This is a genomic window from Streptomyces sp. NPDC093225 (assembly GCF_044753805.1).
In the GTDB taxonomy this organism is placed as follows: domain Bacteria; phylum Actinomycetota; class Actinomycetes; order Streptomycetales; family Streptomycetaceae; genus Streptomyces.
Map to the genome: position 1 here is coordinate 355,261 of NZ_JBIVNX010000002.1, position 12,551 is coordinate 367,811.

Sequence of the window (12,551 nt, forward strand, 5' to 3'; positions counted from 1 at the left end):
GCAGAACCGGCAAACCAACGAACCGGTACGCACCGTAACGACACCTGAGGTGCGTCCAGGACGGAAAACCCCATCGTTCGGCCCGGGCCGATTCCTTTCACCCCATCCGGTGGCGCCTCGAACTGGCCACCCCAACTGCACGTTCGGGTGAACGCCGACTTACCGCGGCATCGAACGGCGCCTCATCCACCGCAAGCACGTAGCGTCACCACTCTCGACGTCTCGCTCCTGCTCGTGCCGAGGAGGCACCTTGTCCATCCTGATCACCGGTGCCACCGGATTCCTCGGCTGCCGTCTCGTCCGCGAACTCCTGGCACGCCCGGGCACCGAACCGGTGACGGTGTTGGGACGCGGCACCGAGGCCGACCTGCGCGCCCGCACCGAAGCCGCGATCGCCTGGCTCGACGCACCGCCCCTGCCGCAGGCCGCCTTGGGACGACTGCGATTCGTCAGCGGTGACATCACCAAGCCCGGCTTGGGCCTGAAGCAGGGCACCCGGGACCGGGTGACCGACGGGCTGACGCAGATCTGGCACAGCGCCGCCCTGCTCCACCTCGACGGCGATCCGGTTCCTCTGCACCGCACCAACGTTCTGGGTACCCGCCACGTCCTCGACCTTGCCGACCACGCCCCGAGTGCCCGCCTGGTGCACGTCAGCACCGCGTACGTGGCGGGCCGGCGGCGCACCGGCCACATCCTCGAAGACGACCTGAGCGAGGACGACGGCTTCCACTGCGCCTACGAGGAGACCAAGTACACTGCCGAGACCGCTGTTCACGCCTGGGCCCGCATCCGTTCGCGTACCGCACTGATCCTGCGGCCCAGCCTGCTCACCGCCGACCGTCCCACGCCTGAGGGGCTGCCCCGCCAGCCCCTCGACACCCTCACCCACCTCATCGAGGTTCAGACGCACTCGTGGCCGCTCCGTACAAGGGGCTTCACCACGGGGACCGGGCAAGGCCGGGGACGCGGCGACACCCTGCACGTGCGCCTCCTCGCAGACCCCGATGGATCCCTCAATCTGCTCCAAGCCGACTTCGCCGCCCACGCCATGGTCCGCGCCGCCGAGGGCCCACTCGGCGAGCAACCGGTGCGCACCCTGCACCTGACGCATCCTCAGAACACTTCCCTGAGGACTCTCCTGGGCGCCATCGAACGCCGCTTCCCCTTCATGACCGTGCTGCCGGTGGACGAGATCCCCGACCCGACGCGGGTGGAGGCACTCTCTACCCAGCAGGCGGGTCCGTTCCTCGGCTACTTCACGCAGCGCCGCACCTACGACCGGACCCACCTGCTCGAAGCCACCCACGGCCTCGCCGACCCCAAGCCCATCGACGAGGACTACCTCCTACGCGCCCTGCAACCCGTCGGCGCTGTCAATGCATGACACCACCCAGGCGCACACCATGCCGACCGTCCGTATGGCCGACGGAGCTGCACCGCAAGGGGCCACATCGAGGCTGTCCGCTACACGCCAGCGGTTCTGTCGAAAGCATGCTGGATGAGGCGGGCGAAGCTCGGCTACCAGCTCGTGTACACGGACGCCCCGGGCTCCGCGGCCAAGCAGGTCGCGGACGTGAAGTCGATGATCGCGCGAGCGTCGACCTGATCTTCCTGTCGCCCCGCGAGGAGAAGCCGCTGATCCCGGCCATCATGGCAGCCAAGCACGCCGGCATCCCCGTCATCCGCCGCCGGACCGACGTCGTCGGCATCTTCCCCGACCGCACCGCCGTCATCCGGCTGATCGGCGCGGTCCTGGCCGAGCAGAACGACGAGTGGACCGAGGCCCGCCGCCACATGGGCCGCGAACTCCTCGCCAAGACCCGCCTCCACCCGATCGACTCGGAAACCGACGAACCCGCCATCCCGACCGAACTCACCGCATAGCCTCAAAGACGAGATCACCGAGTGGCCGTCGATACACCACTCCAGCGGACGTGACCTGATCCGTTCCCCGCACCCAGCTCCCGCGAACCGACGAATCCATTCTCCGCATCACAACCAGCCTTAGGCCAAGGCTAGTTGCGGTTCATGGCGTTGGGTCCGTCAGTCTGGTTCGCGGGCCGGCGCCGGGGTGCGGGCGGAGACAGATCCGTGCCTGCGTCGCCTCTGGCAGGTATCGGGGCTGGCCGCCCGCAACGACGCCCACCCTGTCGCCCGGAGCCTGCTATGCCTGACCCGGCGACCTTCCCGTTCGGTCGTGTCACCCGCCGGAATCTGGTCCGTCACTGGTCCGGGAGACCTGGCTGATCAGTTCCCGTCGATACTCAGTGTGACGATTCGGCATCGACTGGTGTCCGACTCAGAAGGGCGGGCGGCAGCCAACGCGGTCGTTCGCCGGCTTCATGGGCTCGTCATGCGGCGAGGGTGGTGTTGAGGATGGCCGCTGCCTGTCCGATGGAGCCGGGCATGAGGTGGCGGTAGATCTTGAAGGTGATCTCCAGGGTCTTGTGGCCCATCCATTCGGCGACGTCGGTGATGGGGATGTGGTGGGCGAGGCAGTTGGAGGCGAAGAAGTGGCGGAAGCTGTAGAGGACCAGGCCGTCGGGCATGTCGAGGGTCTGGGTCCGCCTGAGCTGCTGCCACCGGTTGTTGAGGAGGTACGTGGGGTAGGGCCGGCTGCGGTCCTGTGGATGGCGGATGAGGTAGCCGTCCACCGCTCCGTGCGTCTCGGCGTATCGCTCGATGGTCTCCCTCACGCGCGGCGGGAGGGGGACGTCCCGGTACTCGCCCTTCTTGCGGTGCTTGAGGCGGTCGTAGTCCTTGGTGGTGCGGTTGACCTGTTCGGTGACGCGGTAGGTGTCGTCGGCCACGATGTTGTTGAGGTTGACGGCTACCGCTTCGCCGTTGCGCAGTCCGCATCCGCTCATGAGGTCGACGACCAGCTCGAAGGTGTCGTCGCCGGCGGTGCGCAGGGCGCGGAGCTGTTCGGGGGTGGGGATGACGGCTCGTTTGGGGTCGTACACGGGTGCCTGGACGCCGAGGAGGGGGCTGTCGGGGTAGAGGCCGAGGCGGTTGGCGTCGAGCAGGATGGCCTTGAGTTTGTCGAAGGCGTTGGACTCGGTGGCCAGGCCCGTGCCACTGCGTTCCATGGTGCGGATGAAGTACTCGACGACCTTGTGGTCGAAGGAGTCCATGCGGCGGGTGCCCAGGGCCGGGAAGAGGTGGTGGTGGAGGAGGGAGTCGAGGTGGATGAGTGAGGCCGGCGCGAGGTGGCGCTGTCCATGCTTCCACTCCTTGGCGTAGGCGCGGAAGGTCATGGGGCCGTACTTTGCGATGCGCTCCGCCTTGGGCTGGTTGGTTGGCGCCGACCTTCGCTCGTTGTAGATGGCCACCAAACGGGTTATGGCGGCGTCCTGGTTGGCGAACCCGGATTCCTCCTGCTGGCGGCCCCTGGCGTTGCGGTAGCGGATCTTGTACGGGTGCTGGCAGCGGGGCCAGTACGACTCCGAGTGCCCGCACTCCTTGAAGACCTTGCCCATGCCGTGGGGGAGGATCGTGGTTGCCATCGTCGTGCAGCTCCTCGGACCAATGCTGACAGTTTGCTGACTGTCGGCCATCCGATACCCCTCTGACCTGCGAAAACACGTCCGAGTCGAAAAATGTTCTGGAATTGGGTCCTGAGAGATCATGAAGAGGTCATTCAGGCCCGCGAAGACTGGATGCACGGGACCCGATTCGGCGAGGTCAAGGGCTATGACGGGCCGCCGATCCCGGCCCCCGAGATTCCCCCAACTCACTTGAAGCCGCGGGGTCGTGTGCGATGACCATGTTTTGAGTCGGGGATCGGTGTGGGGCACCTCGTCGCAGTCGGAGAGGGCTCTGCATGTTGGGGCGATCGATGCAGGTCAATCGCACTTCGAGCGCTTAGAGAACGTCCGTGTCGTTCTCGCCTCTGGCAGTTCGCGATCAGTGTGGGGAAACCGATGCTGACCCGATGCTGAGTTTTCAGTTGAAGATTGGCCCCGCGTGGCAGTGGCTGTCAGTTGCTGATCCGATCGTGCCGCGCGTGGCCGTCGGGGTGGTGGCCCGGCTTCCCCGCGTGGCGCCGTGAGCTGGCTCCTGTGCCGCTGGAGCTGCGGGCAACGCTCGGATGGGAGGCGCCCCGCCCCGTTGTCGGATTCCCACAATTGCCAGGGCGGGAGCGTGATGTCGGGTGAGGGGTTGGCATGGCCTCCGCCACCCTCATAGGCGTCGGCCGCCCCGCCCGCGACGCCGCACGCGAGATCTCCGCCTTCCTCTGAACTGTCCATGACCGCGCCCACCGCGCCCGGACGCGGTCCTGGGCGTCGACAGCTGTGAGCCGCAGGCTTGACCTTCGAGTCGGGTTGAAGGTTTACGTTCGAGGCATGAGCACACTGCGCATATCGCAGCTGGCCGAACGCTCCGGCGTACCGGCCTCCACGCTGCGGTTCTACGAGACGGCCGGGCTGCTGCCCGCCGAGCGGACGACGTCCGGCTACCGACAGTACGGGCCGGACGCGGTGGAGCGGCTGGCGTTCATCTCCTCCGCGAAGCTGCTCGGGCTGGCGCTGGAGGACATTCGCGACCTGCTTGATGTACGGGACGAGGGGGTGTGCGCCGCGGTGCGGGCACGGATGGTGCCCCTGGTCGCCGGACGGATCGCGGACGCGGACCGCCGTGCGGCCGAGCTGGCCGCGTTCTCCGCCCGACTCGCCGATGTTCACCGGCAGCTGTCCGGGCCGGCGCCGTCCGGCGGGTGCAGCCCGGGCTGCGGCTGCACCACCACCGAGCAGGCCCCGGCAGCGGGGCCCGTCCTGGTCGAACTCTCACCTACCCGCCCCAACGCCGACGCGGCCGACGAGCCGTGGCGCGAGGCACCAGTGGCCTGCACGCTCGACGGGGCCGAGCTCGGCGAGCGCACCGCCCAGTGGCAGGCACTGATCACGCGGGCCACCGGCCGAGAGGAGATCACCGACGGGGTGCGCCTGGTCTTCCCCAGCGCCCCGGAGGTGGCCGCCGAACTCGCCGCCCTCGCGGCGGCTGAGCAGGACTGCTGTGCGTTCTTCGACTTCACCCTGAATCTCGCCCCCGCCCGCCTGACGCTGACGGTGCGGGCGCCCGAAGCGGCAGGTTTCCTGCTCGCCGAGCTGTTCGGAGCTACTGTATGAACCCCGAGACGAAGTCCTCCGGCAAGTCCCTCCTCGGAGTCGGCGGCCTCGCCGCTCTGGCCTGCGCGGCCTGCTGCATCGGCCCGATCATGGCCTTCCTCGGCGGGCTGGGAGTCCTCTCCGCCATCGGCGCCCTGTGGGTACCCGCTCTGGCCGCCGTCACCGTCGCTGCCGTTGCCGCCGCGGTGTGGGTACTGCGTCGGCGCCGCCGGGCTGCCGCGTGCACGACCGCGCCGGGCCCGGTGGACCTGGGCCTGCCCACTCCGCCGCCCAGGTAAGGGCGCGCCCGCTTGCCACAATGACCAGGCCCAGCCAGGGCCGTCGCACGATCAGCACGGACGTACCGCAAGGAGTCAGCAGGGTGCCGCAGGAACCGCAGGGTCTGGTCGCACGTATGGAGCAGCACCAGATTGCGATCTACCTCGGTGCCATGGCCCTGGGTGCGCTCCTCGGCTGGGCAGCGCCCTCCGCCGGTCCGGGACTCGAGCACGCCATCAACCCCGTCCTCGGGGCGCTGTTGGTAGTGACGTTCCTCCAGGTTCCGGCCGCCGACCTGTCCCGCTCCCTGCGTGACGGCCGGTTCCTGTCCGCGGCCTTGGTCGTGAACTTCGCCGTCGTCCCGCTGGTCGTCGCCGCGATGTTCACCTTCCTCCCCGCCGACCAGGCCGTACGCATCGGCGTCCTGCTGGTGCTGCTCTGCCCGTGCGTGGACTACGTGATCGTCTTCAGCGGCCTGGCCGGCGGTGACAGCTGGCGCCTCCTGGCCGCGAGCCCGCTGCTGCTCGTCGCCCAGATGCTGCTCCTGCCCGGCCTGCTGTATCTGTTCCTGGGCCCGGACCTCGCCGACATCGTCGAGGTAGGCCCGTTCCTGGAAGCCTTCCTCTTCCTCATCGTGATCCCCCTCGCGCTGGCCTGGGCCCTCCAGGCCTGGGCGGGACGCGCACCGGCCGGACAGAAAGTGTCGGACGCGGGCACGACGAGGATGGTGCCGCTGATGGCCGCCACCCTCATCACCGTCGTCGCCTCCCAGATCCCGAAGCTCGGGGGCAGCCTCGGCGACGTCGCCGCCGTCATCCCCTTCTACGCCGCGTTCCTCGCGATCATGGCTTTCGCCGGACGGGGCGTCGCCCGCCTCTTCCGCCTCGAAGCACCCGCAGCACGGGCGGTCGTCTTCACCGGCGCGACCCGCAACTCCCTGGTCGTCCTGCCCCTGGCCCTCGCGCTGCCCGACGACCTTGCGGTCGCCGCCGCCGTCGTCGTGGTCACCCAGACCCTGGTCGAGGTCATCGTCATGGTGGTCTACGTACGCCTCGTTCCCCGCCTTGTGCCCGCGGACACCGCCACGCCCGTCGGCGTCAGCTGATCCGTGGGCTACGACGCTCAAGGAGGACCACGCCCCGCTAGATGCCGTGGTGGCCGCCGATCCGCACGCTCATGAAGAGGGAGGCCGGCGGAGTTCTCAGGGAAGAGCCCGGACTGGATCCGCCGCCCGAGCCGACTCCAGTGGAGCCGCAAAAAGCTGGCGCGCCAAACCGCAGCTGCTGACGGTGGTGCGGACGTACACGGAGTGCTCGACCACGCCTGCGTGACCCGGGCGGACGGCTGGCTCTGCGATCCGGATCGGATACCTGCTCTCGGGGAGGTGGACGTACCCGCCGATGCGGCGAGGGTGGCCGCCGAGGTGCTGCCCCGGCGCCCTCCTGACGTTGCCCGGAGCGCACGCGGAGTTGCTCACTCACCTGGCTGGGCAGATCGCAGATCATCCTGCAATTGCTAGTCATATTGAGCATTAGCGATCGCATAAGCCAGCTGCTTTGGTGATTTCTTGCGCAACTGCGGTGCGAATCACCGGGAATGATTTGGCGGTCACGATTTGCATCTCGCGGTCTGCGAGCCCTTCGGCGTGGAGTGACGTCGCGTATGGGCAGGCCAGCGGCTCGTGTCCCCCCTCGTCGGTGTTTTCCTCCTAATTCTCGGCCGGGTGTTTCCGGAGCTTGTGTGGGAGTCGCCGAATTTGGATCTGCCCTCTTGTGCTCGGATGGTGGCGGGCCGCTATCTTCCTGGCATGGCTGGTGAACGGGTACGTGAGCGGCGGCTGGCTTTGCGCTGGTCGCAGGAGGAGTTGGCGGCTGCTGCGGGTGTGTCGCGGCAGTCGGTCGCGGCGGTGGAGTCCGGGCGGCAGGTTCCTTCGGTAACGGCTGCGCTCGGGCTTGCTGCGGCGTTCGGCTGCACGGTGGAGGAGCTGTTCGCCCCGTCCGCGCCGGACACCTTCGCCCCGGTGATGGCCGACGAAGGCCGGCCGGAGGTGGGTACGCCGCTGGCGGTGGCCCGGGTCGGTGAGAACCAGGTATGGGCGCCGCTCGGTGAGAGCGACGGGCACGGATTCACACTGGCCGACGCCGTCTGGGCCGAGCGCGGGCCGCAGTTGCTGGACGGTGCGTCGGTCGACGGATTCGTGGTCGCGGGCTGCGAGCCCGCGCTCGGCATGGCCGCTGCTGCGGCTCCCGGCCGCGGTCCCGGGCGCCTGGTGGTGGTGCACGCTTCCTCAGGCCGGTCGATGGCCGCGCTCGCCGCCGGCCGGGCGCACGCTGCGGTCGTTCACGGCCCGGCAGGCGAACTCCCGCCGGTGCCTGAGGGCGTGGCGCGGTGGGAGCTTGCGCGTTGGCCGGTGGGTCTCGCTCATGACGGGCCCGCGCCTGCCCTGTCCGCGATCGGTACCGGCCTCGTGCCGGTCGCCCACCGTGACGCGCAGGCCGGTTCCGAGCAGGCGCTGCTGCGGACCCTGGCCGCCGCCGGTGCTCCTGACCAGGTAGCCGGGCCCGTGGTGTCGGGGCACCTGGCCTCGGCGCGGATGACTGCGGCCGGGCAGGTGGCGGCGGGAATCACCACGGCCGCCGCCGCGGCGTCGGTCGGTTTGGACTTCTCCCCGTGGGAGGAGCACGTCGTGCAGCTGTGGGTGGACCGGCGGTTCGTCGAACACCCCGGTATGTCGACGCTGTTGCAGGTGTGGTGCTCGCCGCGGGTGAGTGCCCAGTTGCGCCGACTGGGCGGATACACGCTCACCGGCGCCGGACAAGAGGTGAACGCGTGATCGACGTGGCATCAGACAAGGCACTGGCCGGGGCCGCGCGGTCGCGGTCGGCACCGCTGGTCTTCGGGGCCGGCGCCATGGTGGGCGTGCTCGGCGGCATGATCGGCCTGGGCGGTGCCGAGTTCCGGCTGCCGCTGCTGATCAGCATGTTCGGCTTCGCCGCCCTGTCGGCCGTCATCCTGAACAAGGCGATGAGCCTGGTCGTCGTCATCACCGCCCTGCCCGCGCGGCTCGCCGCCGTCTCGTTCGCCGACCTCGGGGCCCACTGGTCGATCGCGGTCAACCTCCTGGCCGGCAGCCTCCTCGGCGCCTGGGCCGGAGCCTCGTGGGCGGTACGGATGCGCTCCGCCACCCTCTACAAAGTCCTCGCCGTCCTCATGGTCGCCATGGCTGCCGCCCTGGTGATCACCCACACCACCGCCGTCGGAACCCTGGACCTGCCGGGCCCGGTCCAAATCGTGGCGGGCGTGGTGGCCGGGTTCGGCATCGGCGTGGTCGCGGCCATCATGGGCGTCGCCGGCGGCGAGCTGCTGATCCCTACGATCGTGCTGCTGTTCGGCGCCGACATCAAGCTCGCCGGGAGCCTGTCCCTGCTGGTGTCGCTGCCCACCATGCTGGTCGCGTTCGCCCGCTACAGCCGCGACGGCAGCTTCGCCGTCCTGGGCTCCAACCTGCGCTTCGCCGCCCTCATGGCCGGCGGCTCCATCGCCGGAGCGCTTCTCGGTGGGCTCCTGCTCGGAGTGATCCCGGACGTCGTCCTGATCCCCGGCCTCGCGCTGATCCTGCTGATCTCGGCCGTCAAGGTCGCCCGCCACAAGTAGGCCCAGCCCGTAGGAGCAAGAGAGGTGCCTCCGTGCGGGGCACCCCTGGTCTGCGGCGGGGAGCGAAAGGCAACGGCACATGCCGCACTACACGTTGAGCCAGGCCGCGCGCCTGCTGGGGGTCAGCCCCGACACCGCCCGCGCTGGGCCGACGCGGGGAAGTTCCCCGCCCACCGGGAAGGGGGCGACGGCGCGGGCCGACGCCTCATCGACGGCCGCGACCTCGCCGCGTTCGCCGTCGACCTCGCCAACCGCGCACCGGATGACGATGAAGCGGTCCACAGCTCCGTGCGGAACTCGTTCCCGGGCATCATCACCGCCGTCAAGCTCGGCGACGTGACCGCCCAGGTGGAGATCCAGGCAGGCCCCCACCGCCTGGTCTCCCTGCTGACCCGGGAAGCCGTCGAAGAGATGGAACTGAAGGTGGGCATGCAAGCAACCGCCCGAATCAAGTCCACCAGCGTCCACATCGACCACGGCTGACGCGGGCCACCCCCAAGCCCCAGACCTCAACTCTCTACGCGCCCTGGCGCACCCGATCCGATCTCTGCCAAGGACTGCCTGTGATGTTCCGTGGTCGCCCGACAAGCGGCACCCGCCCCTCGATAGCCCTGGTGCTGCCCGCGCTGCTGGCCGTCGCGTTCCTGCTGGTCCCGCTCGTCGGCATCCTGGTCCGCACCCAGTGGGGCGACCTCGGCACCCACCTCAGCAGCCCCGGTGTGGTCGAAGCCCTCAAGCTATCGCTGATCACTTCCTTCGCCGCGCTCGGTCTGTCGTTGCTCATGGGCGTCCCGCTGGCGTGGCTGCTGGCCCGGGTCGATTTCCCTGGGAAGGCGTTCGTACGGACGCTGGTGCTGCTGCCGATGGTGCTGCCCCCGACTGTCGGCGGTGTCGCCCTGCTCCTCGGGTTCGGACGGCGCGGACTGCTGGGGCCGTGGCTGGAGGACACCTTCGGGATCGTGTTCCCCTTCCACATCTCCGGCGCGGTCCTCGCGGCGACGTTCGTGGCGATGCCGTTCCTCGTCATCAGCCTCGAAGGCACCATCGCCGGTCTCAAGCGCTCCTACGAGGAGACCGCTTCCTCCCTCGGCGCCACCCCGGTGCGGGTGTTCTTCACTGTCACCCTGCCCATGGTCGCCCCAGGCCTCGCCGCGGGCGCCGCCCTATCGTGGGCCCGCGCGCTCGGGGAGTTCGGGGCGACCATCACCTTCGCCGGGAACCTGCCCGGCTCCACCCAGACCCTCCCTCTCCAGGTCTACCTCCTCCTCCAGGACGCCCCCGAGGCTGCCACTTCCGTCTCCCTGCTCCTCCTCGCCATCGCCATGGCCGTCCTGATCGGCCTGCGGGGCCGCTGGACCGGCCAGGCCGGCCGCCCCCGCACCACCACGGCCAAGCCCGAACCCGCCGGCGCGGTTCTGGCGACCACCGACGAACCCCCCGCACCCGCGCGGAAGACGGAGCCCTGGCCGCTGCACGCGACCGTGACGGGCTTCAACGAGCTCACCCTGGATGCCGAGCCGGGCACCACCATCGCTGTCGTCGGCGAGAACGGTGCAGGCAAGACCACCCTGCTGCGGGCTCTGCTCGGCCTGACCCCCCGTTCCCACGCCGCGCTGAAGCTCGGCGACCTCGACGTCACCGCCCTGCCCCCGCACAAGCGCCAGGTCGCCTGGGTGCCGCAGGACGGCGCCCTCTTCCCCCACCTCAACGCGCTGGCCAACACCGCCTACGGGCTGCGCGCCCACGGCATGCCGAAGGCCGAGGCACGGATCGAGGCCCGCCGCTGGCTCGGCCAGCTCGGCGTCGGCCACCTCGCCCACCGCAAGCCCGCCGAACTCTCCGGCGGCCAGGCCCAACGCGTCGCCCTCGCCCGCGCCCTCGCAGCCCGGCCCCGCCTGCTGCTCCTCGACGAACCCCTCGCCGCCCTCGACCGGACCACCCGCGCCCACGTACGCCACACCCTGCGCCGCCATCTCGCCGGCTTCGGCGGCGTCTGCCTGATCGTCACCCACGACCCGGTCGAGGCAGTCTCGCTGACGGACCGTGTCCTCGTCCTCGCCGACGGCCGCACGCTCCAGGACGCCCCACCCTCCGAGGTCACCCGTCACCCGCGCTCGCCGTGGGTGGCCCGCATGCTCGGTCGCAACGCCTGGCCCTGCACCGCCACCCCCGACGGTCTTCGCCTCGAAGACGGCGGCATCCTGATCGCCGCCGACGCGCTCCCCAAAGGCGCCGACGGGCTCGCGATCATCGCCCCGGAATCGGTGTCCCTGCACCGCGACCAGCCCACCGGCAGCCCCCGCAACGTCTGGCCCGGCACCGTACGCGAGATCACCGCCGTCGGCAGCCGCCTGCGGATCCTGATCACCTCAGAGAAGGCCCCCGACCTCATCGCCGAGATCACCCCCCAGGCCGCCGCCGACCTCAACCTCGCCGACGGCACGGACATCTGGGCAAGCCTCAAGGCCACCGAGATCAACCTCGTGGAACTCTGACCGCGCCCGGCGGGCGACTACACGGCCCGACTCGTCGACTAGATCGCAGCCGATGGGATGAGGCCCGCACCTGGGTAAGCCATCGGGTGCGGGCCCTCATCCATGCAGATTCCGGCTTGGGCCTCAGGTGATGGCGCGGCTGCGACGCTCGAGGAGGACGACGTCGCGCCAGCGGCCGTGGTGGAGGCCGATGTGTTCGCGGGTGCCGATGACGCGGAAGCCGGCGCGCTGGTGGAGGGCGAGGCTGGCGGTGTTCTCGGGGAAGACGCCGGACTGGATGGTCCAGATGCCGGCTGCCTCGGTGGAGGAGATGAGCACGCCGAGGAGTGCGCGGGCGACGCCCTGGCCGCGGGCCGCTGGATGCACGTACACGGAGTGCTCGACGACACCCGAGTACGCGCAGCGATCGGAGACGCGGCTGGCCGCGATCCAGCCGAGGACTTGCTCCCTGCTGCTGTCCGTGGCGACGAAGCGGTGCTCGGGGAGTTTGGCCGTGTCGAACGCCGCCCAGCCGGGCGTTCGGGTTTCGAAGGTTGCGTTGCCCTCGTCGATGCCGGCTTGGTAGATCGCCAGAACCTGCTGGGCGTGGTTCGCGGTCATAGCGGTGATGTTCACGGCTGCCCCAGGATGGCTCGTACGGCTGCCGGGAAGCAGTCGAGGCAGGCGGCGTTGACCGCGTACTGGTTGCTGGTTCCGCTCCGCTCGGGGAGCGCGAAGCGTACCTCGGCCAGCACCTTGAGGTGGTGTGACACCGTTGACTGGCCGATCGGCAGCCGGTCGGTGATCTCGCCGACGGCCATCGGGCGTCCTTCGGACGCGAGCAGGTGCAGCAGCCGGACCCGCATGGGATCGCCGAGGGCCTTGAACCAGCCTGCATATGTGGTGGCGTCGTCGTCGGTCAGCACGCGCGCGTGCTGTGCAGTCTCTTCCATCGATAGTCGACGATAGTCGATGAATGAGCTCAGCGGGTGGAAGTCATAGTTTCGATGGATCTCTAAGTTGACGTTCGTCG

Annotated in this window: 10 protein-coding genes and 3 pseudogenes; 10 read left to right on the forward strand and 3 right to left on the reverse strand. The window is 69.6% G+C overall.

The window, feature by feature from the left end:
• Positions 1-250: 250 nt before the first annotated feature.
• Positions 251-1,387, forward strand: a complete 1,137-nt coding sequence (locus ACIQCH_RS03560) for an SDR family oxidoreductase (protein ID WP_402577487.1) — start codon at positions 251-253, stop codon at positions 1,385-1,387.
• A gap of 296 nt (positions 1,388-1,683) precedes the next feature.
• Positions 1,684-1,887, forward strand: a pseudogene (locus tag ACIQCH_RS03565) (transposase); the annotation flags it as partial.
• Between the two features lie 467 nt (positions 1,888-2,354).
• On the opposite strand, the gene ACIQCH_RS03570 reads toward ACIQCH_RS03565, so the two are convergent.
• Positions 2,355-3,509 carry a tyrosine-type recombinase/integrase gene (locus tag ACIQCH_RS03570; protein WP_402577489.1) on the reverse strand — a complete coding sequence of 385 codons (1,155 nt, stop codon included), beginning with the start codon at positions 3,507-3,509 and terminating at the stop codon, positions 2,355-2,357.
• 93 nt (positions 3,510-3,602) lie between these two features.
• Here ACIQCH_RS03570 and ACIQCH_RS03575 point away from each other — a divergent pair.
• The 8 genes and pseudogenes from ACIQCH_RS03575 to ACIQCH_RS03610 form a co-directional block, all read left to right on the forward strand.
• Positions 3,603-3,767: pseudogene (locus tag ACIQCH_RS03575) on the forward strand (pirin family protein); the annotation flags it as partial.
• A gap of 582 nt (positions 3,768-4,349) precedes the next feature.
• The gene (locus tag ACIQCH_RS03580; RefSeq protein WP_402577491.1) at positions 4,350-5,132 is read left to right on the forward strand and encodes a MerR family transcriptional regulator; all 783 of its coding nucleotides are present in this window, start codon (positions 4,350-4,352) and stop codon (positions 5,130-5,132) included.
• Positions 5,129-5,410, forward strand: coding sequence for a hypothetical protein (locus tag ACIQCH_RS03585; protein ID WP_402577493.1), 282 nt, complete (start codon positions 5,129-5,131; stop codon positions 5,408-5,410). The genes ACIQCH_RS03580 and ACIQCH_RS03585 overlap by 4 nt, the downstream gene beginning before the upstream one ends.
• Before the next feature lie 83 nt (positions 5,411-5,493).
• On the forward strand, positions 5,494-6,495 hold the full coding sequence (locus ACIQCH_RS03590; protein ID WP_402577495.1) for an arsenic resistance protein: 1,002 nt from the start codon (positions 5,494-5,496) through the stop codon (positions 6,493-6,495).
• A 702-nt stretch (positions 6,496-7,197) separates the two neighbouring features.
• A complete protein-coding gene (locus ACIQCH_RS03595; protein ID WP_402577497.1) occupies positions 7,198-8,223 on the forward strand; it encodes a substrate-binding domain-containing protein in 1,026 nt (341 codons plus the stop codon).
• On the forward strand, positions 8,220-9,044 hold the full coding sequence (locus ACIQCH_RS03600; protein WP_402577499.1) for a sulfite exporter TauE/SafE family protein: 825 nt from the start codon (positions 8,220-8,222) through the stop codon (positions 9,042-9,044). The genes ACIQCH_RS03595 and ACIQCH_RS03600 overlap by 4 nt, the downstream gene beginning before the upstream one ends.
• Positions 9,045-9,123: 79 nt before the next feature.
• A pseudogene (locus ACIQCH_RS03605) lies at positions 9,124-9,527 on the forward strand (TOBE domain-containing protein).
• A gap of 83 nt (positions 9,528-9,610) precedes the next feature.
• Positions 9,611-11,539 carry an ABC transporter permease gene (locus tag ACIQCH_RS03610; protein WP_402577501.1) on the forward strand — a complete coding sequence of 643 codons (1,929 nt, stop codon included), beginning with the start codon at positions 9,611-9,613 and terminating at the stop codon, positions 11,537-11,539.
• Between the two features lie 123 nt (positions 11,540-11,662).
• On the opposite strand, the gene ACIQCH_RS03615 is transcribed toward ACIQCH_RS03610, so the two are convergent.
• Both ACIQCH_RS03615 and ACIQCH_RS03620 read right to left on the reverse strand, forming a co-directional pair.
• Complete coding sequence (locus ACIQCH_RS03615; RefSeq protein WP_402577503.1) at positions 11,663-12,139, reverse strand: GNAT family N-acetyltransferase; 477 nt, start codon at positions 12,137-12,139, stop codon at positions 11,663-11,665.
• 11 nt (positions 12,140-12,150) lie between these two features.
• A complete protein-coding gene (locus ACIQCH_RS03620) occupies positions 12,151-12,471 on the reverse strand; it encodes an ArsR/SmtB family transcription factor (protein ID WP_402577505.1) in 321 nt (106 codons plus the stop codon).
• Between the last annotated feature and the right edge of the window lie 80 nt (positions 12,472-12,551).

Coding starts and splice junctions, on each gene's coding strand:
- ACIQCH_RS03570 (WP_402577489.1), bottom strand. CDS start 3,509: ATGGCAACCACGATCCTCCCCCACGGCATGGGCAAGGTCTTCAAGGAG.
- ACIQCH_RS03580 (WP_402577491.1), top strand. CDS start 4,350: ATGAGCACACTGCGCATATCGCAGCTGGCCGAACGCTCCGGCGTACCG.
- ACIQCH_RS03585 (WP_402577493.1), top strand. CDS start 5,129: ATGAACCCCGAGACGAAGTCCTCCGGCAAGTCCCTCCTCGGAGTCGGC.
- ACIQCH_RS03595 (WP_402577497.1), top strand. CDS start 7,198: ATGGCTGGTGAACGGGTACGTGAGCGGCGGCTGGCTTTGCGCTGGTCG.
- ACIQCH_RS03610 (WP_402577501.1), top strand. CDS start 9,611: ATGTTCCGTGGTCGCCCGACAAGCGGCACCCGCCCCTCGATAGCCCTG.
- ACIQCH_RS03615 (WP_402577503.1), bottom strand. CDS start 12,139: ATGACCGCGAACCACGCCCAGCAGGTTCTGGCGATCTACCAAGCCGGC.
- ACIQCH_RS03620 (WP_402577505.1), bottom strand. CDS start 12,471: ATGGAAGAGACTGCACAGCACGCGCGCGTGCTGACCGACGACGACGCC.